Below are 26362 nucleotides of genomic sequence, written 5' to 3'. Positions count from 1 at the left end.
GCATGCACACGACAGCACCCGTCACATAAGGAGCCGCCACCCATGGCAAACTTCACCATCGCCGACATCAAGGCTCTTCGCGAGCAGCTCGGCACCGGAATGGTCGACACGAAGAAGGCCCTCGAAGAGGCCGACGGCGATGTCGAGAAGGCCGTAGAGATCCTGCGTCTGAAGGGCGCGAAGGGCAACGCCAAGCGTGCCGACCGCTCCACGAGCGAGGGCCTCGTCGCGGCCCGCGAGCAGGACGGCAAGGTCACCATGATCGAGCTCGCCTGCGAGACCGACTTCGTCGCCAAGAACGACCGCTTCGTCGCTCTGGCCGAGAAGGTCGTCGAGGCCGCGGCCGCCACCGGCGCCGACTCCGTCGACGCGGCGCTCGCGGCGCCCGCGGGCTCGCAGACGGTCGCCGAGCTCATCTCGGACGAAGCCGCGATCATCGGCGAGAAGGTCGAGCTGCGTCGCGTGCGCACGCTCGCCGGCGACAACTTCGAGGTCTACCTGCACAAGACCAGTAAGGACCTGCCCCCGCAGGTCGGTGTGGTCCTGGCCTACTCGGGTGACGACGCCGAGACGGCACGCAGCCTCGCACAGCACATCTCCTTCGCCAATCCCTCGTACCTGTCACGCGATGAGGTGCCCGAGGAGGACGTCGAGAAGGAGCGTCAGATCGTCACGGAGATCTCGCGCAACGAGGGCAAGCCCGAGGCGGCGCTCCCCAAGATCGTCGAGGGACGCGTGAACGCCTTCTTCAAGCAGGTCTCGCTCCTGGACCAGGACTACGCCCGCGACAACAAGATGTCGGTCGCCCAGGTCGCGAAGGACGCAGGTCTGACCCTCACCGGGTTCGCCCGGTTCAAGGTCGGAGCCTGAGACCGTTGCAGGGCCCGCATCGACCCCACGTCGATGCGGGCCCTTTCTCACGCTTCGATAGTCTGCGTTGGACGAGAGGATGATCCGTGATCGATGAGACGAGCCACCGCCGTCGTGTTCTGCTGAAGCTGTCCGGGGAGGCGTTCGGAGGAGGACAGCTCGGGGTCAATCCCGATATCGTCAGCCAGATCGCCCGCGAGATCGCCGCCGCGGTCGATCGGGTCGAGATCGCCGTCGTCGTCGGCGGCGGCAACTTCTTCCGCGGGGCCGAGCTGAGTCAGCGGGGGATGGACCGAGGTCGGGCCGACTATATGGGCATGCTCGGCACCGTGATGAACGCGCTCGCACTGCAGGACTTCCTGGAGCAGGCCGGCGCCGCCACGCGCGTCCAGTCGGCGATCTCGATGACGCAGGTCGCGGAGCCCTACATCCCGCGCCGCGCCGAGCGTCACATGGAGAAGGGCCGGGTCGTCATCTTCGGCGCCGGAGCAGGTCTGCCCTACTTCTCCACAGACACCGTCGCTGCCCAGCGCGCCCTCGAGATCGGCGCGGTGGAGGTGCTGGTCGCCAAGAACGGCGTCGACGGCGTCTACACCGCCGACCCGCGGAAGGACGCCACCGCGACCCGCATCGATCGCATCACCTACATCGACGCGCTCCAGCGCGGTCTGAAGGTCGTCGACTCGACCGCCTTCAGCCTGTGCATGGACAACGGGATGGACATGCGCGTGTTCGGCATGGAGCCGGAGGGCAACGTCACCCGTGCCCTTCTGGGCGATTCCATCGGCACCCTGGTGACTGTCTGACTTCGACCTGCCCACCACCACGGTGCGCTGCCCGGGCCGTCCGGGGTCGCGCACTAGACTTCTCATGAGTTCGGAGAATGGAGTTCCTGTGATCGCCGACGTACTGGCAGATGCCGCTTCCCGCATGGATCGTGCGGTCGACGCCGCGAAGGAGGACTTCGCGACCGTGCGCACGGGCCGCGCCAACCCCCAGCTGTTCCAGAAGATCATGGTCGACTATTACGGTTCCCCCACGCCGCTGGCCCAGCTCGCCTCGCTGAACAACCCCGAAGCACGCACCCTCGTCGTCACGCCGTACGACAAGTCGGCGCTGAAGGCCATCGAGCAGGCGATCCGCGACACCCCGAACCTCGGAGCCAATCCCACCAACGACGGCAACATCGTTCGTGTCACGCTGCCCGAGCTCACCCAGGAGCGACGTAAGGAGTTCGTCAAGATCGTCCGGGCCAAGGGCGAGGATGCCAAGGTGCATGTCCGCGGGATCCGCCGCAAGGCCAAGGACGACCTCGACTCGCTCAAGAGCGAGGTCGGTGAGGATGAGATCTCCCGCGGTGAGAAGGAGCTCGACGCTCTGACGCGCACGCACGTCGACGCCATCGATGACGCGCTCAAGCGCAAAGAGGCTGAGCTGCTCGAAGTGTGAGCCGGTCATGACAGACACCGCGGGCGGGGAGCGGGGCAGCGACGCCCCGGCGGCTCCCGCGACCCGTCGCGAGGCCGCTGCGGCCCGGCGGGGTCCCGACACCGGAGAACCCGGATTCCAGACGCACGTGCGCGCCGCCCGAAGCGAACTGGAGACACAGCTCGCCCATGCGCGCGCCGAGTTCGAGGAGGCCAACGCCCGGATCACGCAGCGCACGGGACGCAACCTCATCCTGGCGATCCTCATCGGTCTCGCGATCGGCGTCGTGGTCCTGGCATCCCTCATCTTCTTCAAAGAGCTGTTCGTCCTTTTCGCGCTGGCCGCCAGCACCCTCGGCACCTTCGAGTTCAGCCGCGCGCTGCGCGCGTCGGGACGCCGCGTCAATGTCGTCGCCCAGCTCCTCGCGGGAACGCTCCTGGTTCTCGCCGGCTTCTTCCTGCAGCCCTGGCTGCACTGGATCGGCGCGTTCGCCGCGGTCGCCCTCGTGGTGGTGTGGCGGCTGGTGGCGCAGCTCTTCGCCGATGACGCAAGACCGCACGCGCTCGTCCTCGGCGACGTCCTGATCGCCGCCCTCGTCCAGCTCTACGTCCCCTTCTTCGCCAGTCTCTGCGTCGCCCTCCTCGCCCAGGACGGCGGCCAGTGGTGGGTTCTGGCTTTCATCATCGTGGCGGTCGTCTCCGACACCGGCGCCTACGTGTCGGGACTCACCCTCGGACGGGGCGGCCGTCACCCGATGGCGCCCCGCGTCAGTCCGAAGAAGACGTGGGAGGGGTTCGCGGGGGCCGCCGCAGCCGCGGTCATCGCCGGTCTCCTGCTCGCTCCGTTGATGCTCGGTCTGCCGGTCTGGACGGGGGTCATCATCGGACTGGTGATCCTCGGCACTGCCACGGCCGGAGACCTCGGCGAATCGATGATCAAACGCGATCTCGGGATCAAGGACATGAGCTCGTGGCTCCCCGGTCACGGAGGCGTCCTCGACCGCCTCGACTCGATCCTCCCCTCCACGACGGCGGCGCTCGCGCTCTACTACCTGCTCTCGCCCCTGGGAGTCTCATGACCGATCTTCGACCATCAGACACGGCTGCTTCGGACGACCCGCACTCCCGGACGGCCTTCCCGATCGCGCCCGGCCGCGAGAAGGGCTACGACCGCGACGCGGTGGACGAATTCCTCGTGCGCGCCCGCGAGTCCTTCGAAGGACGGGCGGCCGATCCCGTGACCTCGTGGGACGTTCGCCACGCCGCGTTCGCCCTCATGCGCGGCGGCTACGTCATCGACGCCGTCGATTCGGCCCTCGGCCGGATCGAGGACGCCTTCGCCGCCCGTGAACGCGAGGCCGAAGTCGGCCGGCTCGGCGCCGCCGGGTGGGTGGGGCGTACCCGTGATCTTGCTCAGGAGGTCCTGGATCGGCTGTCGCGCCCGGAGGGCCGGCGCTTCGACCGCGTCAGCGTCCTCCGCTTCGGCTACCGGGTCGATGAGGTGGACCTGGTGGCCGACCGCATCTGCCGCTATCTGGAATCCGGCCAGACGGTGACGGTCGAGCAGGTGCGCGCGGTGGCCTTCCGCATGCAGCGCGGCGGGTACCGTGAGCAGCAGGTCGACGCCGTGCTCGACGCCGTCGTCGAAGTCATGCTCGCGGTGTCGTGACGCCCCTCTCGACGCTCGTGGCGGGACGTCGGTAGACTCGGCGGCACTGTGACTCCCGAAGGCCCCGTTGCGCACGACACGCCGGCACCGAACGAGGATGCCGGACCGACGCCTGCCGTCGTACCGACCCGACGGCGCGACGTCGCCGCTGTCGAACGGGCACCCGCCCGGCGCGGAATGGCTCGACGCAGTCCGCCGCCTCCGGCCGCGCGGTGGTCTCGGCGACGGAGCACCTCGGCGACATTCGCCGCCTTCGCCGCTGTGGCGTTCGCTGCCGCCTGGATCGGTCCCACCGGGGCGGCACTGTCCAGCGCGAGCGCCGAGGAGGTGCCGCCCATCTCGTTGTACGCCAGCACCCTCGGCGACGTGCAGTCGGTGACCGCGGAGGCCCGCACCGGCGCCGAAGCCTCGTCACTCGATCGCAGCGGTTACACCGTCTACGTCACCCCGACGCCGACACCCACACCGACGCCGACCCCCACGACGGCGCGGTCGACCGCGTCGTCGTCCTCCTCGGGTTCGGGCGGCTGGGTGCCACCGTTCGTCACGCCCGATCCGGGGAGCGCCCAGGCGATCGCGTACGACGTGGTCAGGGCGCGCGGGTGGGGCGATGACCAGTTCAGCTGCCTGGTCGCTCTGTGGAACAAGGAATCCGGATGGCGCGTGAACGCGTACAACGCCTCCAGCGGTGCGTACGGGATTCCCCAGTCCCTCCCCGGCAACAAGATGGCCTCCGCCGGCGCCGACTGGGAGACCAACCCCGCGACGCAGATCACCTGGGGACTGGGCTACATCGCGGGGCGCTACGGCACGCCGTGCGGGGCGTGGGATCACTCGACCCGTACCGGGTGGTACTGACCTGATGCCGCGCTCGCATCGTCGTCGCCCGGATCCTGCCCGCGACGACTCCTTCGAACGGCTGCTCGCCGGCTGGAAGCGCACCGAGGAGCGCCGCGGCGCGACGTGGACCGTCCAGCCGGTATCGGCGGGGCAGGCTGCGAAGTCGTACATCTGTCCGGGGTGCTCGCAGGAAATCCCGCCGGCGACTGCTCACGTCGTAGTGTGGCGCGCCGACGGCATCCTCGGCGATGCTGCCGCCCTTGCCGACCGTCGCCATTGGCACACGCATTGCTGGAGGATCGGCTGATGGAGATTCGCGGACCCGTCCTGCTCCCTGCGCGCCGGGAGGACATCGAGCTTCGCACCGTGGACGGCCTGACCCTGGTCGGAGAGCTGGCGGTCCCGGAGGGCGCGGCGCCGGTGGCAACGCTCGTGACGCTTCATCCCCTCCCGACGGCGGGCGGGTTCATGGATTCGCATATCCTGCGAAAAGCCGCCGGACGCCTGCCCGCGCTGGCCGACCTCGCTGTGCTGAGGTTCAACACCCGGGGGACCAGCTCTGCTCGCGGCACGAGCGAGGGGAGTTTCGACGGTGGTCGCACCGAGGCTTTCGACGTCGCCGCGGCGATGGACTTCGTCCGGGAACGCGGGCTGCCTCGGCCCTGGCTCATGGGATGGTCCTTCGGCACCGAGCTGGCACTGAAGTACGGACGCGACCACGAGGTCGAAGGCATCATCCTCCTCTCGCCGCCGTTGCATCGTGCGACCGAGGATGACCTCGCGGGCTGGGCCGGAGATCTGCGGCCGGTCATCGCGCTCATCCCCGAGCTCGACGACTATCTGCGTCCGGATGCTGCCCGCGAGCGGTTCGCCACGATCCCTCACGCGACCCTCATCGACGTGGAGGGCGGGAAGCACCTCTGGGTCGGCGAGAACCAGACGCGTCGCGTCCTCACCGAGATCGTGGCCGTGGTCAACCCCGACGCGCTGCCGTTGCCCGTGGAATGGGACGGCCCTCTCGCCGACCCTGCCTGATCGGAACGCCGGTCACAGCTCGTTCTGTCGCGGGATGATCACCTGTCGATAGATGATGAGGATGCTGGCGGCGACCGGGATTGCGACAAGGGCGCCGAGAAGGCCCAGGAGCGAGCCTCCGGCGAGCGCCGCGATGACCACGACAGCCCCGGGGATCGACACCGCACGGTTCATGATGCGCGGGGCGACGACGTACGCCTCGATCTGCATGTAGATGAGGTAGTAGATCGCCGCGACGAGCGCCGTCGTCGGGGACCCGAGCCCGGGGATCAGGCACGTGAGCACGATGATGGTCGATCCGGTGAGGGTGCCCACGAGCGGGATCAGCGAGAAGAAGAAGGCGATGACCGCGAGGACGGCGGGGAAGGGGGCCTGGATGATCGACAGGAAGATGAAGCTCAGAATGCCGTTGGTCACGCCGAGGCTCAGCTGACCGATGACGTAGAACCCCACGGAGGCGGTGATCTGCTCGGCCAGGTCGATGAAGCGGGGGCGCTTCGAGGCCGGCACCAGCTGGTAGACGGCCCTCTTGAGGTTCGGGGTGGATGCGGTGAAGTAGATGGTCAGGATGAGGACGATGAACGCGCCGCCGAACCCGGCGACCACGGCGCCCACGGTCCCGAGGACGCCCTCGCCGATCGTGCTGCCGATGGACCCGAGGTCGAGCGAGGTGTACCAGTCCTCGATGTAGTTCCACACCTCGTCCACTCGGATCCCCGGGAACGCGTCCTGCGCCCAGGTGAGGACTCCGCCGATGAACTCTTCCCAGGTCATGGTTGAGAACAGGTCTTGGATGGCCGCGATCAGCTGCGCCACCTGGGCGACGATGATCGGCACCACCATGAGGATGATCCCCGCGAAGATGCCGAGCACTCCGAGGATGGTGATGAGCACGGCCGCCCAGCGGGGGAGCCCGCGGCGCTCGAGCCACGAGATGATCGGGTCGAGGCCGAGGGACAGGAACAGCGCCGTGCCGACGTACAGCAGGATCGTCGAGAGAGTCTGAATGCTCGCGATGAGCAGGAGTCCCAGACCCACCCCGAGAGTGGCGACGAGCGCCACGCGGAACGGATTGTGGATCTTCATCGGTGCGCGCCCTCTCTCGGCTGAACCGGCGCATCGACGTCCGGCCTTGTCAGGATACTGATAGGCGGTCGTCACTCCCGGCATCACGCGCTCCCGGGCGACATCCAGGCGCCCTTCGGTAGTCTGGAACGTCGAGTTTTGCGCTCCACCGCGTCCTGGAGCGGTATCGGAGCGAGGAGAGGTGAGGCATTCGTGCGTTTCGTGTGGGCTGTCGCGGCCTTCGTCCTGGCCGCCCTGATGATCGGCGCGGGAATCGCCCAGCGCACGGTCTTCCAGGGGCCGGACACCGAGACCGCCGCCGTCTCCCTCGAGGAGGACACGCCCTACGTGCTGGTCGAGGGCGACGTGCTGAACAGCCGCCCGGGAGCTCAGACCCTTCGCGCACAGGGTGAGGGAACCATCTTCGCGGCGTACGGTCGGACCGCTGATCTCGAGGCCTGGCTCTCGGACACGGCTTACACCCGGGTGACGGTCGACCCGGAGGGGGCTCTCGACGCAGAGGAGATCACCCCGAGTCTCGCCGTCTCGGAGGAGACCGGGGAGGACGCGACGCCGACGCCCGAGGAGTCCGCACCCGTCGAAGGCACGGAATCCGAGGTGCCCGCCGACGAAGCCACCACCGGCGATGAGGGGAGCACGGACGACGTCCGCAGCCCGGTGGGCTCGGATCTGTGGCTGGATGAGTTCCAGCAGGAGGATGTGCTCATCGCCCCGCTGCAGCTGCCGGAGGACATGAGTGTGCTCGTCGCGGCGGACGGTGTCGAGCCTGCACCGGCCGACATCACGGTGTCGTGGCCGATCGCCAACGCCACCCCGTGGGCCGGGCCGCTCATCGTCGCCGGCGGTCTCATCATGGCCGTAGGCGTGTTCCTCTACATCCTCGCGATCCGTCATCTCCGACGTTCGCGCGGCCCTCGCCGCAAGGGTCTCCCCGTCCCGGTCACCGAGCCGATCGACCTCGCCGTCGAAGGCAGGAGCAAAGGCGTGATCAGTGCGAGCGGTCGGCGCGCCCTCGCCGCGGGCCGCCGCCGCCTCGTCGTCATCCCGGCCGTCGCGGTGTCCGCGCTCCTGTTCGCCGGATGCTCGTCCGAGGCATGGCCGCAGTTCGCCCCTTCGCCGACGCCCTCGCCGTCCGCGTCGGTCATCGTTCCCGAGGGCCAGCAGGCGCCGGCGGTCACCGAAGCCCAGGCGGATCGCATCTGGACACGGGTCGCCGAGACTGTCGCGTCCGCCGACGAGGCGGCGGATGAAGCGCTGGCCGCCACGCGGCTGGACGGCGCCGTGCTCGCCGCGCGTGCGACCAACTACGCGCTGCGCGCGGCGATCAGCGACTATCCCGCTCCCGCCGCACTGCCGGCAGAGCCGCTGACACTCGTGCTGCCCCAGGCGTACGACGAATGGCCGCGTTCGATCGTGGGGGTCGTCGATGACACCGACTCCAACACCTCCAGCATCATGATGCTCACGCAGCAGGACCAGTGGTCGCCGTACCGGCTGACGTATCTGGCGAGCCTCGAAGCGGCCACGGAGCTTCCGGTCGTGGCGCCGGCCTACATCGGCGCCGTCCAGCCTGCACCGGATTCTCCCTTCCTCCTGCTGCCTCCCGCGCAGCTCGCTGAGGCTTACGCCGACATCTTGAACAGCGGCGAGGAGAGCGAGTACTACGACCTCTTCGACGTCGCGAGCGACCAGTTCCGCGTGAGCGTGGCCGGGGACCGGCAGAAGCGCCTGGACGAGTTCAACCAGACCGGCGCGTCCACGGGCGAGCTGACCTTCCAGGCCGCGCCCGGCGCGTACGACCCGCTGGCTCTCGCGACGCTCGAGAGCGGTGCGATCGTCGCGGTGAACATCGACGAGATCGACACCGTCAAGCCCACCAATCCCGACGCGGTGATCAAGCTCGAGAACAATCCCACGGTGCGCACGCTCTCCGGAGCCGAGCAGTCGTCGACGGGTTTCACAACGACCTACACCGATCAGCTCTTCTTCTACGTGCCCGGCCAGGGATCCACGGAGAAGATCCGCCTGCTCGGATACGCATCCGACATCCTCAACGCGAAGGTGATTCCGTGACCGACGTCTCTCCTGGTGCGACCCTGCGGGGCGCCGTCGACCTGTCCTCTCTTCGAAACCGTCCCGCTGCGCCGCCCGCCGGTTCAGCCGGGCCGACCGGTGACGGCGTCGCGCCATCCCCGGCGGGGCGCGTGGCGTCTCTCGTGATGGACGTCACGGACGCGACGTTCGGCCAGGTGCTGGAGCTGTCACGCACGGTTCCCGTCGTCGTGGACCTCTGGGCCGAGTGGTGCGGTCCCTGCAAGCAGCTGAGTCCCGCGCTGGAGCGCGTCGTCACGGAGCTGGATGGTCGGATCGTGCTCGCCAAAGTCGACGTCGACGCCAATCCGCAGTTGGCGCAGGCGTTCCGGGCGCAGTCGATCCCGATGGTCGTGGGGGTCGTCGCCGGTCAGCCGGTGCCGTTGTTCACCGGCGCGGTCCCCGAGCAGCAGGTGCGCGAGGTCTTCGCCCAGTTCTTGCAGCTGGCCGCCCAGAACGGTGTCACCGGAACCGTTGCGGCGGATGCGGACGTCGCCGATCCCGACGGGCCGGCCGAGCCGGAGGTTCCACCGCTTCACGCCGAAGCGGCTGCCGCGATCGAGGCGGGCGACTACGCCACGGCGGTCAGCGCCTACGAGCGCGCTCTGGCCGAGAACCCGCGCGACGCCGATGCGCGCGCTGCGCTGGGCCAGGTGCGCCTTCTTCAGCGTGTGCAGGGTGTCGACCTCGTGGCCGCCCGCGACGCCGCTGCCGCAGGCTCCGCAAGATCTCGACGCCCAGTTCGCCGTGGCTGACCTGGATGTCGCCGGCGGCCACGTCGACGATGCCTTCGCGCGTCTCCTGGACCTTTTCGCGGTCCTCCCCGACGATGAGCGCGCACCGGTGCGCGAGCGTCTGCTCGAACTGTTCGGCGTGATCGGTGACGCCGACCCCCGCGTCATCCGCGCGCGCGGGCGCCTCGCGTCCCTGCTCTTCTGAGGCGGCGCTCTTGCACGGCGAGGGTCCTCTGACGTAAGCGACGCGATCGACATGACGGAGGGGGCGAGCTGCTGCCCGCCCCCTCCGTCATGTCAGCCCCGGGTCGGGGAGGGGATGTGCGCGGGAGTGCGGTGGCGCAGCCAGAGCACGCCGAGAGGGGGAAGGACCATGGACGCGCGGCCGTTGTCATCGGCATGCACGACGCCCATGTTTCCCACGCCCGAACCGCCGTACTCAGCGGCGTCGGAGTTGAGGACCTCCTCCCACACACCGGCGGCCGGCAGATCGAGCGTGAACGGCTGAACCGGAACACCGGAGAAGTTGGCGATCACTGCGACGGTGTTGCCATGGTGGTCGCGGCGCGAGAACGCGATGACGTTGGGATCCCACGACGGCGCCCCCAGGCGGTGGAACGCCGACCCGTCGGCATCCCGCGACCACAGGGCCGAGTGGGCACGGTACTGCCGATTCAGCTGGGCGACGAAGTCCTGCAGCTGCCGGTGCGGTGGCTGCTCGAGCAGCCACCAATCCAGACCCCGTGACTCCGACCACTCGGACAGCTGACCGAACTCCTGGCCCATGAACAGCAGCTGCTTGCCGGGGTGGCCCCACATGTATGCGAGGTAGGCGCGCATGTTCGCCAGCTTCTGCCAGTGATCACCCGGCATGCGCTGGAAGAGGCTGCCCTTGCCGTGGACGACCTCGTCGTGGCTGATCGGCAGGATGTAGTTCTCGCTGAACGCGTAGACGAACGAGAACGACATCTCGCCCTCGTGGTGGCTGCGGTACATCGGATCCCGGCCGATGTACTGCAACGAGTCGTTCATCCACCCCATGTTCCACTTGAATCCGAACCCGAGACCGGCGTGGCTGGTGGGCGCGGTCACGCCCGGGAAGCTGGTGGACTCCTCGGCGATCATCGAGATTCCGGGATAGCGCCGGTAGGCGGTGGCGTTGACCTCCTGCAGGAACGCGATGGCGTCGAGGTTCTCGCGGCCGCCGTAGATGTTGGGGAGCCACTCGCCTTCGTTCCGCGAATAGTCCAGGTACAGCATCGAGGCGACCGCGTCGACACGGAGGCCGTCGACATGGAACTCCTGCAGCCAGTAGAGCGCGTTGGCGACCAGGAAGTTGCGCACCTCGCGCCGGCCGTAGTCGAAGATGTAGGTGCCCCAGTCCTTGTGCTCGCCGCGCCGCGGGTCGGCGTGCTCGTACAGGGGCTCGCCGTCGAAGCGCGCCAGAGCCCAATCGTCCTTGGGGAAGTGGCCGGGAACCCAGTCCATGATGACGCCGATGTTCGCCTGATGCAGGCGGTCGATCAGATACCGAAGGTCATCCGGCGTGCCGAAGCGACCCGTCGGGGCGAAATAGCCGGTGACCTGATATCCCCAGGATCCGCCGAAAGGGTGCTCCGCGAGGGGCATGAACTCGACATGCGTGAAGCCCTGCTCGGTCAGATAGGCGATGAGCGGATCGGCGGCCTCGCGATACGACAGCCCGGGACGCCACGAGCCGAAGTGAAGCTCGTAGATCGACATCGCGCTCTCCGCGGGGCGGGATGCGGCACGCTCCTTCATCCACGCGCCGTCGCCCCACGAGAAGGAGGAGTCCTCGATGATCGAGGCCGTGCCGGGAGCGATCTCCGCGCGACGCGCCATCGGGTCTGCCTTCATCACCCAGGCGCCGTGACGGGAGAGGATCTCGAACTTGTAGCGGACGCCGGCGACCAGGTCGGGAACGAACAGCTCCCAGACCCCGCTGCCGCCCATCGACCGCATCGCGTGGCCGGTGCCGTCCCAGTTGTTGAAATCGCCCACCACCCGGACGGCCTGCGCGTTCGGCGCCCACACGGCGAAGGACGCACCGGCGACGCCGTCGTGGGTGCGAAGATGCGCTCCGAGGGCGTTCCACAGTTCCTCGTGGCGGCCCTCACCGACGAGATGGAGATCGAGTTCGCCGATCGTCGGACCGTGCCGGTAGGGGTCGTCGGCGGTGTACTCCGAGCCGTCCGGGTACGTGGCGGTGATGACGTATCCGGCCGGTCGCGAGGTGCACACGCCCTCCCAGATGCCGGCGTGGCGATGGGTCAACGGCACACGGGTACCGTCGTCGAACACGGCGATGACGCTCTCGGCCAGGGGGCGGCGGGTTCTGATGACCGCCCCCCTTCCCTCGGTCCCCAGTGTGTGGATTCCGAGCACCGAATGCGGATCGTGGTGCGCGCCGTGGGAGACGGCGTCGAGAAGGCCGGTGTCGAGGGGCGGGGGAGTGGCGGTCATGCGCGGTCCTTTGCGATGTGGAGGATGTGCACCGGTTCGGTGAAGGCGTCCAGGCGCACGAAGTTGTGATCCGACCACGTCCAGCGGGCCCCGGTCACGAGGTCCTCGACCTCGAAGGGGTCTCCGGGCGCCACGCCCCACACACGGGTGTCGAGGTGGACCATGGTCTGACGGGTGGAGTGCGGGTCGACGTTGACCACCACCAGGATGGTGTCGGATTCGCCCGTCGGCGACAGCGCGGCATCCAGATGCTTGGAATACACCAGGATCGCCTCGTCATCGCTCCAGTGCACGTCGAGGTTGCGCAGCTGCCGGAGCGCCGGGTGCGCGCGCCGGATCTCGTTGAGGCGCCGGAGCCACGGCGCGAGGGAGTCGCCACGGGCCTCGGCGCCGTCCCAGTCTCGGAACTTGTACTCGTACTTCTCGTTGTCGATGTTCTCCTCCGAGCCCGGACGGGCCACGTTCTCGAACAGCTCGTACCCGGCGTAGACCCCCCAGGTCGGTGACGCCGTCGCCGCGAGGGCGGCGCGGATCCGGTATCCCGGTCGTCCGCCGTACTGCAGGTACTCGGTGAGGATGTCATGGGTGTTGACAAACAGGTTCGGCCGCATGAAGTCCGACGTCTCATGCGAGATCGACGTGAAGAACTCCTCCAGCTCCGTCTTGCTGTTGCGCCAGGTGAAGTAGGTGTAGCTCTGCTGGAACCCGGCCATCGCCAGGCCCCGCATCATCGCCGGACGGGTGAAGGCCTCGGAGAGGAAGATGACGTCGGGGTCGGCCTGATTGACCGTTCCGATCAGCCACTCCCAGAACTGCACGGGCTTGGTGTGGGGGTTGTCGACCCGGAAGATCTTCACCCCGAGTCCCACCCAGTGCTGCACGACGCGCAGGATCTCCGCATAGATCCCCGCAGGGTCGTTGTCAAAGTTCGGCGGATAGATGTCCTGGTACTTCTTCGGCGGGTTCTCTGCGAAGGCGATCGAGCCGTCGGGGAGGGTGGTGAACCACTCCGGGTGCTCGGTGACCCACGGATGATCCGGAGAGGCGTTCAGCGCGAGGTCGAGCGCGACTTCGAGGCCGTGCCCCCGCGCGGCCTCGACGAAGGCGACGAAGTCGGACTCGGTGCCCAAATCGGGGTGGATGGCGTCGTGTCCGCCCTCAGGGGATCCGATGGCGTACGGAGAGCCGGGGTCGCCCGGCTCGGAGGTGAGGCTGTTGTTCCTGCCCTTACGGTTGGTGGTTCCGATCGGGTGGATGGGCGGGAGGTAGATGACGTCGAACCCCATCCCGGCCACGCCCGGGAGTCGTTCGATGGCGGTTCGCAGCGTTCCGCTGGTGACCGAGCCGTCGTCGTTGCGCGTGGCGCCCTCGGAGCGCGGGAAGAACTCGTACCACGCCCCGACACCGGCTCGCTCGCGCTCGACGAGCAGTTCCATCTCCTCCCCGGCGCTGACGATCGCAGAGGTCGGACGGGAGGCGAACAGCGCGGCGATCCGCTCATCGCGGACGATCTCCAAGGCCTGCGCGTCGGAGACGTCGGCGTCGCGCATCCGCGCGGCGGAGGCTGCGAGCAGCTTGCGCTCGGCTGCGCTGCGGTCCTTCTCGGCGGCGGCGGTGTCGAAAAGGCGCGCACCGGACTCGCGCATGACGAAGGGGTCGAGGCCGGCGGCGAGCTTGATGTCGGCGGCGTGCCGCCAGGTGGCGAAGTCGTCGCTGAAGGCCTCGAACCGGAAGCGCCAGACCCCGGTCTCGAGGGGGGCGATCGTTGTCGTCCAGCGGTCGAAGCCGTCGTTCAGCGGTGTGAGCCGGTGAAGGGACTCCTCCTCCGAGGGGGAGAAGAGCCTCACCTGCACGCCGATCGCATCGTGTCCTTCACGGAAGGCGGTCACAGTGAACGGGACGGCGTCGCCGACGTACGCGGACGGCCGGTACCGGCCGCCCGGAACGCTGGGAGAGGGGAGCGCCAGGGGGATGCGCGGCGTCACCGTGGGCGCTGGCGCGGTGGCGGGGAGGACGGCGCGCACCGGGATCGCCGATGCCGAGCGCCAGGGACGGGAGCGGGGGGAACGAGTCGTCGTGGCCACCACTCGAACCTACCGCGCACCATCAGCGGACCCCAGGGCTTGCGCTTGGGCCGCAGATCATTCAACGCGAAACAGCCGCATGCTCGTCGGGGGGATCTCCAGAACGTCACCGGGTGCGAAGACACCTTCATGCGCGGAAGGATCCTCATCGGCGCTCGACCACAGCGAGACGAAGCGCTCGGCCTGTTCGAGTTCGGGAAGGGTGACCGTTGTCGGGCGCTCCACACCATGGACGACGAGGAGCACCCGGTTGAACGGCTCGTTCTCGGGGGTCGAGGCAGCGACGTACTGAAGCGTGCGGTGGCCGGGGTCGGTCCACCGCTCGGGCGACATGGTCTGCCCGGTTTCGTCGTACCACTCCATCACGGTGGCCGAAGGGATGCGCTCGCCCAGCCGGGCGAACCGGATCGGACGCAGCGCAGGGTTCTCCCGACGCAGCCTCGTGAGGGTCTGCACGTGCGAGAGGAGGTCTTCCTGCCAGGGGGCGTGCTCCCAGGACAGCCAGGTCAGCGGCGAGTCGTGGCAGTAGGCGTTGTTGTTCCCTCGCTGCGTGCGGCCGAACTCGTCGCCTGCCGTCAGCATCGGGATCCCCGCCGACAGCAGCAGGGTGCCGAGGAGGTTGCGCATCGCGCGACGGCGGGTGGCGAGGATCGTCTGGTCGTCGGTGCGCCCTTCCGCCCCGTGGTTGAACGAGCGGTTCGTGTCGGCGCCGTCCCGGTTCTGCTCCCCGTTGCCGAGGTTGTGCTTGACGTCGTACGACACCAGGTCGCGAAGGGTGAAACCGTCGTGCGCGGTGACGAAGTTGACGCTCGCGAGAGGTCCGCGTTCCTCGCTGAAGGTGTTCGACGATCCGGCCAGCCGGGTGGCGAACCCGCCGATGCCGACCGGCGACGTCGAGGCCCGTCGGGCGTAGTCGATGTCGCTCAGCCAGAAATTGCGCACGCGGTCGCGGTAGCGGTCGTTCCATTCGTGCCAGCCGGGAGCGAAATTGCCCGTCTGCCAGCCGCCCAGACCGACGTCCCATGGCTCGACGATCTTCTTGACATCCGCCAGCGCCGGATCGTCGACGATGGCTTGGAGGAGCGGATGGTCGGGTGTGAAGGCGTGCCCGGCATCGCGCCCCAGGGTGACCGCCAGGTCGAAGCGGAATCCGTCGATCTGCACGTCGCGGGCCCAGTACCGGAGGGAATCGAGCACCAGGCGAGCCGCGGCATCCGTCGCGGTGTTCACGCTGTTGCCGCATCCGGTCACATCGATGTAGGTGCCGTCGTCCTGCTGCCGGTAGTACGACCGGTTGTCGATGCCGCGCAGACTCGACCGGGGACCGCCGATGCCCTCTTCGGCGGTGTGGTTGTACACGACATCGAGGAGCACTTCGATGCCGGCCTCGTGCAGCAGCCGCACCATGCCCTTCACTTCGCGGAGCACCGCTTCGGGACCCTGGCGCTGAGCCTCGAGGGTGGCGTAGGCGGCATGCGGGCTGAAGAAGTTGACGGTGTTGTAGCCCCAGTAGTTCGAAAGACCGTGCTGCAGCAGGCGCGGCTCGGAGGCGAAGGCGTGGATCGGGAGCAGCTCGACACTCGTCACCCCCAGGCTGAGCAGGTGCTCGATCATCGCGGGGTGGGCGAGCCCCGCATACGTGCCGTGGAGGGCGGCGGGGATACCCGGATGACGCTTGGTCAGCCCCTTGACATGACCCTCGTAGATGACGGTGCGGTCGAGGGGGATGCCGGGCTTGGGCACGCCGCCCCAGTCGAAGCCGCCGTCGATGACGACGCAGCGCCAGTCCTCCAGGCCGCTTCCGACGACCCCGCGCGCGTACGGATCGGTCAGCAGGGTGGCGCTGTTGAAGACGCTGCCCGGTGCGACAGGACCGTCCACGCGCAGGGCGTACCGGGCGCCCGGGTGAAGCAGCGGAGTGGTCACCGACCACACGCCACCCCCTTCGGGAAGGAGGGAGGCGGTCGCGACGATCCAGTCGATGTCGTCGCGGTCGAAGAGCACGAGCTCGACGGCGTCGGCGTGTGCGGACCAGACCCGGAGGGTTCCTCCGTCGGGTCCCTGCGTCACCCCCAGATCGTCCAGATGCGGGCTCAGCAGGGCGGCGGGGGTGGAAGTGGGGGCGAGGGGGTCGATGCTGACCATGCGATCTACGATAGTAAGCGCATGTAACCCGACGATGACGGCTCGTCCTGACGGGGAGGGAGGTGCTCGGCGATGACGGTGTACCTCGATCACGCGGCGACGAGCCCTCTGCGTCCCGAAGCGCGCGAGGCGTGGCTGCGCGCGCACGAGGCCGTCGGCAATCCGTCCTCCATCCACGGCGCCGGACAGGCTGCCCGTCGCCTTCTCGAGGATGCCAGGGAGCGCGTGGCGGCTCTTCTCGATGCCGATCCCATCGAGATCGTGTTCACATCGGGTGGGACCGAAGCGGTGAATCTGGCCCTGAAGGGATTGTGGTGGGCAAGGCCCGCCGGTGCCGAGGCCGTCGTCCTGCCCGACGGCGAGCACCACGCGACCCTCGATGCCGTCGATTGGCTGTCGCGGTTCGCGGGCGCCCAGGTGCGGGCCGTGCCGCTCGATGGGATCGGGCGCATCGATGTGACGGAGTTCGCCGTCGCCGCCGAAGGCGCGGCGGTGGCGACGGCGCTCGCGGCGAACAACGAGGTCGGCGCCGTCAACGACGTCGCCGCCCTCGCTGCCGCGGCCTCCGCGGCTGGTGTCCCCTTCCACGTGGACGCGGTCGCGGCGCTCGGACGCGTGCCGGTGTCCTTCCACGCCTGGCGAGGCGCGGTGACCGGTTCGGCGGGGCTGGTGGCACTCAGCGTCGCCGCGCACAAGGTGGGGGGCCCGGTCGGCGTGGGCGCCCTCGTGGTCTCGCGCCACGCGCGGATCGAGCCGCTCCTTCACGGCGGCGGCCAGCAGCGGGGGCTTCGGGCCGGTACCCAGGACGTCGCCGGCAGCGTCGCCTTCGCCGCGGCGTTGGATGCTGCTGAGGCGGAGCGTGAGCACGAGCAGGAGCGGGTGCGCGAACTGTCCGACCGCCTGGTCCGCGGCATCCGCGCGACAGTCACCGGCGCGGAGGTCCTCGGCCCGCCCGCGGACGGATCGACCCCGCGGCTCGCGGGGAACGTCCATGTGCTCTTCCCCGGAGCGGCGGGGGAGACGCTGCTGTTCCTCCTGGATCGGTCGGGGATCGCGGTGTCGACCGGATCGGCCTGCCAGGCCGGGGTCGCCGAGCCGTCGCACGTCGTCCTGGCCCTCGGCCGGTCCCCCGTCGAGGCGCGCCAGGTCCTGCGATTCTCGCTCGGGACGACGAGCACCGCCTCCGATGTCGACGCGGTGCTCCGGCACCTGCCCGAGGCGGTCGAACGCGCGCGAGCGGCATCCGGACTCCGCTCAGCGACTCCTTCGTAGACTGGAGGGATGCGAGTACTGGCGGCGATGAGCGGGGGCGTGGATTCCGCCGTCGCTGCGGCCCGCATGGTCGATGCGGGGCACGACGTCGTCGGTGTGCACCTGGCGCTCTCACGGGCGGGGGGCACCCTCCGCACCGGGAGTCGGGGCTGCTGCACCATCGAGGATGCGATGGACGCCCGCCGCGCCGCGGATCTGCTCGGATTCCCGTTCTACGTATGGGACTTCTCCGAGCGGTTCCGCGAGGACGTGATCGAGGATTTCGTGACGGAGTACCGGGCCGGTCGCACACCGAACCCCTGCATGCGGTGCAACGAGCGCATAAAGTTCGCCGCGCTGCTCGAGCGGGCCGTCGAACTCGGGTTCGACGCGGTGTGCACGGGGCACTACGCGCGGCTCGTCGACACCCCGTCGGGGCGGGAGCTTCACCGAGCCTCGGATGCCGCCAAGGATCAGTCGTACGTGCTCGGGGTTCTCACCCCCGACCAGCTCGCTCACTCGCTCTTCCCCCTCGGCGACACTCCGTCCAAGGCCGTCGTGCGCGCCGAAGCGGAGCGCCGCGGTTTGACGGTGGCGCAGAAGCCCGACAGTTACGACATCTGCTTCATCCCCGACGGCGACACGCGCGGCTGGCTCGCCGAGCGGGTCGGGGCGACCGCCGGCGACATCGTCGACCGCTCAGGCGACGTGGTCGGTCGGCACGACGGCGCCCACGCCTACACGGTCGGTCAGCGACGAGGGCTGGCGCTGGGTGTCCCCGCTGCGGACGGCAAGCCCCGATTCGTCCTGGAGGTGCGGCCCGTTTCGAACACCGTCGTCGTGGGGCCGAAGGAGGCGCTGGCCACCGCCCGCATCGCCGGCGACCGTCTCAGCTGGGCCACCCGGCCGCCGGTGACGGGAGAGTTCGCGTGCCACGTGCAGATCCGTGCGCATGCCGACCCGGTTCCGGCAGGCGCCCGCTTCGACGGCAGGGAGATCGAGGTCACGCCGGATCAGCCGTTCGACGGCGTCGCGCCCGGACAGACCGCTGTGCTCTACGAAGGCACTCGGGTCATCGGGCAGTTCACCATCGCGCGCACGGTCTCGGCGGCTCCCGTCGAGACGGTCGTCTCCTGACGGATCTCCGCTGGGGTGTCGGAGGCACTGCCTAGACTGACGGCGTGACAGACGCGGTGAGCAGCCCGGAAGACCCCCTCCGTGTCGACGAGGATCAGGTGTCGATGACGCCGGCGGCGGCACGGGCACGGGCCGAGGAGCTGACGGACCAGATCCTCCGGGCCCGCGACGCCTACTACGGCGAGGAAGCCCAGGTCGTCGACGATGCCACCTACGACGCGTGGATGCACGAGCTGGAGCAGATCGAGCGGCTCCATCCCGAGCTCCAGGGCCAGGATTCGCCCACCCAGAGCGTCGGTGCGGCTTCGGCGACCCTCTTCGATCCCGTCACCCACGCCGAGCGCATGCTGAGTCTGGACAACGTCTTCAGCGAGGAGGAGTTCCTCGCCTGGACCACACGGGTCGAGCGCGACGCCGGACGCGGCGTCCGATACCTCTGCGAGTTGAAGATCGACGGCCTCGCGCTGTCGCTCCGGTACGAACGGGGCAGGCTCACCAGCGCCGCCACCCGCGGCGATGGACGTGTCGGCGAGGACGTCACCGAGAACGTGCGCCGCATCGGTACGATCCCCGCCGTGCTGTCCGGCACCGGGCACCCCGACCTCGTCGAGGTCCGCGGCGAGGTCTTCTTCACGGTCGCCGATTTCACCGCGCTCAACGCGTTCCAGCAGGCGCAGGGCGACCGCCTCTTCGCCAATCCCCGCAATGCGGCATCGGGATCGCTGCGGCAGAAGGCCGAGGGGAAGTCCGAGCGTCAGCTGCGCGCCATGACCGAGCGCCTGAGTCGACTGCGGATGACGGTGCACGGCATCGGCGCCTGGGCCGACCCGCCGGTGGCCGCGCAGAGCGAGGTCTACCGCCTGCTGGAGGGCTGGGGGCTCCCCGTCAGCAGTTATTTCCGGGTCGCGGATGACGCCGCGGAGGCCGCCGCGTTCATCCGCCACTACGGCGAGCACCGCCATGACGTGGAGCACGAGATCGACGGGATCGTGGTCAAGGTCGACGACCTCGCTCTCCACGACGAGCTGGGCGCCACCAGCCGCGCCCCGCGCTGGGCCATCGCGTACAAGTACCCCCCCGAACAGGTCAACACCACGCTGCTCGACATCGTGGTGTCGGTCGGCCGCACCGGTCGGGCCACGCCGTTCGCCGTGATGGCGCCGGCGCAGGTCGCCGGCTCGGTCGTTCGGCAGGCGACGCTGCACAACCAGGACGTCGTCAAGGCGAAGGGTGTGCTGATCGGCGACACCGTCGTGCTGCGCAAGGCGGGGGACGTCATCCCCGAGGTGCTCGGTCCTGTAGTGGAGCTTCGCGACGGCAGCGAGCGGGAGTTCGTGATGCCGCAGCGGTGTCCCGAGTGCGGCTCGCCTCTCGCGCCCGCCAAGGAGGGGGACATCGATCTGCGCTGCCCGAACTCGCGATCCTGCCCTGCGCAGGTGAGGGGACGTGTCGAGCACATCGGGTCCCGGGGCGCCCTGGACATCGAGGGGCTGGGGGAGGTCTCCGCGGCCGCGCTCACCCAGCCCGTCCGACCGGAGATCCCGCCGCTTGTCACCGAGGCCGGCCTGTTCGACCTCACGGCCGCCGATCTCTTCCCGATCGACGTCGTGGTGCGCGATGCGGAGACGGGACTGCCGCGCCTGCTGGAAGACGGGACAGCCGACACCCGGTCGCCGTTCCGCCGTCAGCGCAAGAAGTCCGATCCGCCGTTCGATCCCGACGGCGAGTTCGACGGAGATGCCGGCCAGATCATCTCGCGGGCAGCCCAGGAACTCCTGGTCAATCTCGAACGCGCCAAGACGAAGGAGCTCTGGCGTTTTCTCGTGGCCCTCAGCATCCGCCACGTCGGTCCGGTCGCGGCGCGCGCCCTGGCGCAGTGGTTCGGTTCGATCCGCGCCATCCGGGAAGCATCGCGCGATGACCTCGCCGCCGTCGATGGCGTCGGCGGCATCATCGCGGACGCGGTGACGGAGTGGTTCGCCGTCGACTGGCACCGCGACATCGTCGAGCGCTGGGAGGCGGCGGGCGCTCAGCTCGCAACCCCGGGTCATCCGGGTCCGGGAGCCGCGGCCGCCGCCGGCGGCGTCCTGGACGGTGTCACCGTCGTCGCCACCGGGGCTCTCGAGGGCTACACGCGGGAGGGCGCGCAAGAAGCGATCCTGCGCGCCGGAGGAAAGGCGGCGTCGTCGGTGTCGAAGAAGACCGATTTCGTGGCAGCCGGTCCGGGCGCCGGGTCGAAGCTGGCGAAGGCCGAGGAACTCGGCGTGCGGATCATCGACGCCGAGCAGTTCCATCTGCTCGTGACCGAAGGGCCCGCCGCGCTCCCGGACGCGGATGACTCCTCGTCGTGATCAGACGGCGTCGGCTCGACCGGCCTCCGACGCCTCGAGAAGCTGCGCCCGCACCTGGCGACGCTGAACTTTGCCGATGAGCGATCGCGGCAGCTCCTCGACGACGACCACCCGGCGCGGCACCTTGTATGCGGTGAGGATCCCCCGCGCGAAGTCGCGAACCTCTTCGGGGTCGAGAGGGGCCTCACCCGACACGACGACCGCGGCGACGACATCCTCGCCCGAGTGACGTGAGGGAAGACCGACCACGGCCGCGTCGCTCACCCGCGGATGCTGGCGCAGGACGTTCTCGACCTCCGTGGGGGCCACGTTGAAACCGCCGGTGATGATGAGCTCCTTGATCCGGTCGACGATCCTGACGAAGCCCTCGTCGTCGATCTCGACGATGTCACCGGTGCGGAACCAGCCGTCGACGAAGACCTGCTCGGTCTCCTCCGGTCGTCCGTGGTACCCGTCGAACACCTGTGGTCCACGCACGACGAGCTCGCCCGGCTGGCCGTGCGGTACATCGGTGTGAGGGTCGTCGGGATCCACCACCCGGCACTCGGTTCCCGGCAGGGGAAGACCGACGGTTCCAGGCTTGCGGTAGGTCGCGACGGGGTTGGCCATGAGGACCGGGGAGCACTCGCTGAGTCCGTAGCCTTCGACGAGGTAGCCGCCGCTCGCGCGCTCGAAGGGCACGACCAGGTCGTGCGGGAGCGCCATCGCTCCCGAGATGGCGACCTGTGTCCCCTCCAGGGAGATGCCTGCCGCCTCGGCGGCCGAGAGCAGCCGCTCGGCGATCGGGGGAACGAGGGGAAGGAAGGTCGCGGGACGCTTCTTGGTCACCTCCAGCACGAGCTGGGGATCGAATCGGGGGAACAGGACCAGCCGCGCGGCCATCGACATGGCGAAGGTCACACACAGCGTGAGACCGTACGCGTGGAACATCGGAAGGACGGCGTAGACGACGCATCCCTCTCCGCGGGTGATCCCCGGCACCCAGGCGCGCGCCTGCGTCGCATTGGCGAGGAGGTTGCGGTGAGTGAGTCGCACGCCCTTGGGCGAGCCGGTCGTTCCGCTGGTGTACTGCAGGATCGCGAGATCGTCGGTGGCGGGCCCCGCGTGATCGGGGGCGAGCGGACCGGCGGTGGTCAGGTCTTCCCATCGATCCACCGACGCTGTTCGCCGGGAGACGGGGGAATCCAGAGCCTTCCGCGCCTCACGCGCTCGCGCGATGGGGAGGCGCAGGGCGACACGGGTGCGCCACGGCATGGCGCGACGGATCTCGACCGACACCAGCGTCTGGACCCTGAGGTCGTCGGGGAACGCCCGAACGGTGTCGACGACCTTGCTCCAGACGATCGCGTGGCGAGCTCCGTGATCCTGGAACTGGGTGCGCAGCTCTCGCGCGGTGTAGAGCGGGTTGTGTTCCACGACGACCGCACCCAGCCGCAGGACGGCATAGAAGGCGACGATGTGCTGCGGGCAGTTCGGCAGCACGATCGCCACCGCATCGCCTGCTTTCACCCCGCGGCGACGCAATCCTTCGGCGGCTGCGACGATCTGCCCGTGGAGCTGCCGGTAGGTCGTCTCTCGGCCGAAGAACTCCAGCGCCGGCGCATCCGGGTTCTCCCGTGCAGCGGTGTCGATGATGTCGACCAGCGACCCCGAGACGTCGGAGAGGTCGGAGGGAACCCCCTCGGCGTAGCTGGCGATCCACGGACGGGGCGGGTCGTACGTCGTCACGCCCGACACTCTACGGCCGTGTGACGGCACCTCCGGTCGTCCGTCGTGGGCCGGAGGCCGGCGGGGCGAGCACCTAAACTGATCGGGTGTCTGAAATCACACCCGATCTCGTCCGCCACCTCGGCGTGCTCGCCCGCATCCAGCTGAGTGAAGGGGAGGTGGCGCGCCTCACCGGCCAGCTCGACGTGATCGTCGACAACATCGCGAAGGTGTCCGAGGTCGCGACCGCCGATGTCGTGGCCACCAGCCACCCCATTCCCCTGCAGAACGTCTTCCGGAAGGATGCCCCCGCCGACGTCCTGACCATCGAACAGGTCCTGCAGAACGCCCCTGAGGCCGCGGACAACCGCTTCCGGGTCACCGCCATCCTGGGGGAGGAGCAGTGAGCGCCGCCGGAGAGATCATCCGTCTCACCGCCGCTGATCTGGCGTCGCGGCTGAGCACCGGCGAGATGTCCAGCGTCGAGGCGACCAGCGCGCATCTCGACCGCATCCGCGAGGTCGACGGGGATGTGCACGCCTTCCTCCACGTCAACGATCGCGCTCTCGAGGTGGCAGCCGACATCGACCGTCGGCGAGCCGCGGGCGAGGAGCTCGGCCCGCTGGCGGGTGTGCCCCTGGCGATCAAGGACGTCCTGGTGACGACCGACATGCCCTCGACCAGCGGATCGCGGATCCTCGAGGGGTACATGTCCCCGTACGACGCCACGGTGGTGGCGCGCTCCCGTGCCGCCGGCCTGGTCCCCCTCGGCAAGACGAACATGGACGAGTTCGCGATGGGCTCCTCCACGGAGCACTCCGCGTACGGACCCACGCGCAATCCCTGGGATCTCGAGCGGATTCCCGGCGGGTCCGGTGGCGGCTCGGCCGCAGCGGTCGCGGCGTTCGAGGCGCCCCTGGCCCTCGGATCCGATACCGGCGGCTCGATCCGCCAGCCCGCGCACGTCACCGGAACGGTGGGGATGAAGCCGACCTACGGAGGAGTGTCCCGATACGGCGCCATCGCGTTGGCGTCGAGCCTCGACCAGGTCGGCCCCGTGACGCGGACGGTTCTCGACGCCGGCCTCCTCCACGACGTCATCGGCGGTCACGACCCGCACGATGCCACGTCTCTCGAGGAGAGCTGGCCGTCCTTCGCCGCCGCGGCGCGCGACGGCGCGTCGGGCGAGGTCCTGCGCGGACTCCGGGTCGGTGTCATCTCCGAGCTCCCCGACAGCGGATTCCAGACGGGCGTCTCGTCGCGCTTCCGCGCCGCCCTCGACGCCATGGCGGCGCAGGGCGCCGAGATCGTGGAGGTCAGCGCTCCGCATTTCGAGTACGGAGTCGCCGCCTACTACCTCATCCTTCCCGCAGAGGCATCGAGCAATCTGGCGAAATTCGACTCGGTGCGGTTCGGTATGCGCGTGATCCCCCACGCCGGGGCGACCGTCGAAGAGGTCATGGCGGCCACGCGCGAGGCAGGCTTCGGCGACGAGGTGAAGCGACGCGTCATCCTCGGGACCTATGCGCTGTCCGCGGGCTACTACGACGCCTACTACGGCAGCGCCCAGAAGGTGCGCACCCTCATCCAGTCCGACTTCGACGCCGCCTTCGCGCAGGTCGACGTGCTGGCCACGCCCTCGGCTCCCACGACCGCCTTCCGGCTGGGTGAGAAGGTCGACGATCCGCTGCAGATGTACCTCAACGACGTCACCACCATTCCGGCGAACCTCGCGGGCGTCCCCGGCATCTCGATTCCCGCGGGCCTCGCGCCGGAGGACGGGCTGCCGGTGGGGATCCAGTTCCTCGCCCCCGCGCGCGAGGACGCCAGGCTCTACCGGGTGGGAGCGGCAGTGGAGGCGCTGCTGGTCGAGAAATGGGGCGGCCCGCTGCTGGACCGCATGCCGCTGCGGGGAGGGGTCGCCTGATGGGTCGCGACAAGCTGATGGACTTCGACGAAGCCCTCGAGCGTTTCGAGCCTGTGCTCGGGTTCGAGGTCCATGTCGAACTGAACACCCGCACGAAGATGTTCTCGGCGGCACCCAACCCGGCGCACAGCGCCAACCATGACGCCGCGCCCAACACGCTGGTCGCTCCGGTCGACATGGGTCTTCCCGGGGCCCTGCCCGTCGTCAACGAGGAGGCCGTGCGCGCCTCGATCAGCCTCGGGCTCGCCCTCGGATGCCGGATCGCGCCCTCGAGCCGGTTCGCGCGGAAGAACTACTTCTACCCCGACCTCGGCAAGAACTACCAAATCTCCCAGTACGACGAGCCGATCGCGTTCGAAGGGTCGGTCGAGGTCGAGCTGGAGGACGGAACTGTTGTGACCGTCCCGATCGAGCGCGCTCACATGGAGGAGGACGCCGGCAAGCTCACGCACGTCGGTGGTTCGACCGGTCGCATCCAGGGTGCGGAATACTCCCTCGTCGACTACAACCGCGCCGGCGTGCCCCTGGTGGAGATCGTCACCAAGCCGATCTTCGGAGCGGAGCACCGGGCGCCCGACATCGCCAAGGCCTACGTTCAGACCATCCGTGACATCGTGCTGGCACTCGGTATCTCGGACGCGCGGATGGAGCGCGGAAACCTGCGCTGCGACGCCAACGTGTCGCTGCGTCCTCGTGGTCAGGAGAAACTCGGAACGCGCACCGAGACGAAGAACGTCAACTCGATGCGGTCTGTCGAGCGGGCCGTCCGCTACGAGATCCAGCGTCAAGCGGCGATCCTCGCCGCAGGCGGGACGATCACGCAGGAGACGCGCCACTGGCACGAGGACACCGGCACGACCTCGCCGGGTCGGCCGAAGTCCGACGCGGACGACTACCGCTACTTCCCGGAACCCGACCTGCTCCCCGTCGCCCCCGCGGACTCCCTCGTCGAGGAGCTGCGGACGGCCCTGCCGGAGCAGCCGGTCGTGCGCCGGCGGCGTCTGAAGTCGGACTGGGGTTTCGCCGACATCGAGTTCCGGGGGGTGGTGAACGCCGGGCTCCTGAGCGAAGTGGAGGCCACCGTCGCAGCCGGCGCCACCCCTGCCGCCGCCCGGAAGTGGTGGATGAGCGAGATCAGCCGCATCGCCAATGCCGACGGCCGTGAACCTGGCGAGCTCGTCACCCCTGCGCAGGTCGCCGAGCTCCAGCGGCTCGTCGATGAGGGGACGCTGACCGACAAGCTCGCGCGCCAGGTGCTCGAGGGGGTCATCGTCGGCGAAGGCGACCCGGCGCAGGTCGTCGCCTCGCGGGGACTCGCGGTCGTCTCGGACGACACCGCGTTGATCGCGGCGATCGACGAGGCGCTGGCTGCCCAGCCGGACGTGCTGGACAAGATCCGAGACGGCAAGGTCCAGGCCGCCGGAGCGGTGATCGGTGCGGTGATGAAGGCGATGCGCGGACAGGCGGATGCCGCGCGCGTGCGCGAGCTGATCCTCGAGCGCGCGTCCCAGTGACCGGATGTCG

Annotated in this window: 20 protein-coding genes and 1 pseudogene; 16 read left to right on the top strand and 5 right to left on the bottom strand. The window is 69.1% G+C overall.

The genetic code is table 11. The annotated features are described in order from the left end of the window. The first annotated feature begins 42 nt into the window (after positions 1-42). The 8 genes from tsf to QSU92_RS00520 all read left to right on the top strand — a co-directional run bounded on the left by tsf (position 43) and on the right by QSU92_RS00520 (position 5841). On the top strand, positions 43-870 hold the full coding sequence (tsf, locus tag QSU92_RS00555) for a translation elongation factor Ts (protein WP_289264100.1): 828 nt from the start codon (positions 43-45) through the stop codon (positions 868-870). A gap of 86 nt (positions 871-956) precedes the next feature. After that, on the top strand, positions 957-1676 hold the full coding sequence (gene pyrH / locus QSU92_RS00550) for a UMP kinase (RefSeq protein WP_179560228.1): 720 nt from the start codon (positions 957-959) through the stop codon (positions 1674-1676). Between the two features lie 88 nt (positions 1677-1764). Further along, a complete protein-coding gene (gene frr, locus QSU92_RS00545; RefSeq protein WP_289265973.1) occupies positions 1765-2319 on the top strand; it encodes a ribosome recycling factor in 555 nt (184 codons plus the stop codon). Between the two features lie 7 nt (positions 2320-2326). Beyond that, positions 2327-3376: a phosphatidate cytidylyltransferase gene (locus QSU92_RS00540; protein ID WP_289264096.1), complete on the top strand. Its 1050-nt coding sequence runs from the start codon at positions 2327-2329 to the stop codon at positions 3374-3376. After that, entirely contained in the window at positions 3373-3966 is a 594-nt protein-coding gene (locus tag QSU92_RS00535; protein WP_289264094.1) for a DivIVA domain-containing protein, read from the top strand. The genes QSU92_RS00540 and QSU92_RS00535 overlap by 4 nt, the downstream gene beginning before the upstream one ends. 48 nt (positions 3967-4014) lie before the next feature. After that, complete coding sequence (locus tag QSU92_RS00530; RefSeq protein WP_422880403.1) at positions 4015-4824, top strand: aggregation-promoting factor C-terminal-like domain-containing protein; 810 nt, start codon at positions 4015-4017, stop codon at positions 4822-4824. 4 nt (positions 4825-4828) lie between these two features. Next, positions 4829-5113 (top strand): hypothetical protein, encoded by a 285-nt coding sequence (locus tag QSU92_RS00525; RefSeq protein WP_289264092.1) that lies wholly within the window; start codon positions 4829-4831, stop codon positions 5111-5113. Continuing rightward, positions 5113-5841: an alpha/beta hydrolase gene (locus tag QSU92_RS00520; protein WP_289264090.1), complete on the top strand. Its 729-nt coding sequence runs from the start codon at positions 5113-5115 to the stop codon at positions 5839-5841. Before QSU92_RS00525 ends, QSU92_RS00520 begins: the two co-directional genes overlap by 1 nt. A 12-nt stretch (positions 5842-5853) precedes the next feature. Here QSU92_RS00520 and QSU92_RS00515 read toward each other — a convergent pair whose 3' ends face one another. Further along, a complete protein-coding gene (locus QSU92_RS00515; protein ID WP_289264088.1) occupies positions 5854-6927 on the bottom strand; it encodes an AI-2E family transporter in 1074 nt (357 codons plus the stop codon). Between the two features lie 192 nt (positions 6928-7119). Here QSU92_RS00515 and QSU92_RS00510 point away from each other — a divergent pair, with 192 nt between their 5' ends. Both QSU92_RS00510 and QSU92_RS00505 read left to right on the top strand, forming a co-directional pair. After that, on the top strand, positions 7120-9000 hold the full coding sequence (locus QSU92_RS00510; RefSeq protein ID WP_289264087.1) for a DUF8094 domain-containing protein: 1881 nt from the start codon (positions 7120-7122) through the stop codon (positions 8998-9000). Next, positions 8997-9957: pseudogene (locus QSU92_RS00505) on the top strand (tetratricopeptide repeat protein). The gene QSU92_RS00510 and the pseudogene QSU92_RS00505 overlap by 4 nt, the downstream one beginning before the upstream one ends. A 92-nt stretch (positions 9958-10049) precedes the next feature. Here QSU92_RS00505 and glgB read toward each other — a convergent pair. From glgB to glgX, 3 genes are read right to left on the bottom strand one after another with little or no spacing between them, the layout of a single operon-like run. Beyond that, complete coding sequence (gene glgB / locus QSU92_RS00500) at positions 10050-12236, bottom strand: 1,4-alpha-glucan branching protein GlgB (protein WP_289264085.1); 2187 nt, start codon at positions 12234-12236, stop codon at positions 10050-10052. Next, complete coding sequence (locus tag QSU92_RS00495; RefSeq protein ID WP_422880402.1) at positions 12233-14320, bottom strand: alpha-1,4-glucan--maltose-1-phosphate maltosyltransferase; 2088 nt, start codon at positions 14318-14320, stop codon at positions 12233-12235. The genes glgB and QSU92_RS00495 overlap by 4 nt, the downstream gene beginning before the upstream one ends. 57 nt (positions 14321-14377) lie before the next feature. Continuing rightward, positions 14378-16465 carry a glycogen debranching protein GlgX gene (glgX, locus tag QSU92_RS00490; RefSeq protein WP_289264083.1) on the bottom strand — a complete coding sequence of 696 codons (2088 nt, stop codon included), beginning with the start codon at positions 16463-16465 and terminating at the stop codon, positions 14378-14380. A gap of 72 nt (positions 16466-16537) precedes the next feature. Between glgX and QSU92_RS00485 the strand changes: the two genes are divergently transcribed. The 3 genes from QSU92_RS00485 (at position 16538) to ligA (ending at position 21204) form a co-directional block, all read left to right on the top strand. Beyond that, positions 16538-17737: a cysteine desulfurase family protein gene (locus tag QSU92_RS00485; RefSeq protein ID WP_289264080.1), complete on the top strand. Its 1200-nt coding sequence runs from the start codon at positions 16538-16540 to the stop codon at positions 17735-17737. Between the two features lie 9 nt (positions 17738-17746). After that, a complete protein-coding gene (gene mnmA, locus QSU92_RS00480) occupies positions 17747-18853 on the top strand; it encodes a tRNA 2-thiouridine(34) synthase MnmA (protein WP_289264078.1) in 1107 nt (368 codons plus the stop codon). Positions 18854-18957: 104 nt separating this feature from the next. Beyond that, positions 18958-21204 carry an NAD-dependent DNA ligase LigA gene (gene ligA / locus QSU92_RS00475; protein WP_289265967.1) on the top strand — a complete coding sequence of 749 codons (2247 nt, stop codon included), beginning with the start codon at positions 18958-18960 and terminating at the stop codon, positions 21202-21204. Here the strand turns inward: ligA and QSU92_RS00470 are convergent, their stop codons facing one another. After that, positions 21205-22932, bottom strand: coding sequence for a long-chain-fatty-acid--CoA ligase (locus QSU92_RS00470; RefSeq protein ID WP_289264077.1), 1728 nt, complete (start codon positions 22930-22932; stop codon positions 21205-21207). A gap of 86 nt (positions 22933-23018) precedes the next feature. Between QSU92_RS00470 and gatC the strand changes: the two genes are divergently transcribed. From gatC to gatB, 3 genes are all read left to right on the top strand, one after another. Beyond that, positions 23019-23318, top strand: coding sequence for an Asp-tRNA(Asn)/Glu-tRNA(Gln) amidotransferase subunit GatC (gene gatC, locus QSU92_RS00465; protein ID WP_289264075.1), 300 nt, complete (start codon positions 23019-23021; stop codon positions 23316-23318). A 65-nt stretch (positions 23319-23383) separates the two neighbouring features. Next, entirely contained in the window at positions 23384-24838 is a 1455-nt protein-coding gene (gene gatA / locus QSU92_RS00460) for an Asp-tRNA(Asn)/Glu-tRNA(Gln) amidotransferase subunit GatA (protein ID WP_289265965.1), read from the top strand. Further along, positions 24838-26352 (top strand): Asp-tRNA(Asn)/Glu-tRNA(Gln) amidotransferase subunit GatB, encoded by a 1515-nt coding sequence (gene gatB, locus QSU92_RS00455; protein ID WP_289264073.1) that lies wholly within the window; start codon positions 24838-24840, stop codon positions 26350-26352. The genes gatA and gatB overlap by 1 nt, the downstream gene beginning before the upstream one ends. Positions 26353-26362 lie beyond the last annotated feature (10 nt).

The organism is Microbacterium sp. ET2, assembly GCF_030347395.1.
Classification (GTDB): Bacteria; Actinomycetota; Actinomycetes; order Actinomycetales; family Microbacteriaceae; genus Microbacterium; species Microbacterium albipurpureum.
The sequence above is the reverse complement of the archived record's forward strand: the minus strand, read 5'-3'. Positions and strand labels throughout refer to the sequence as shown.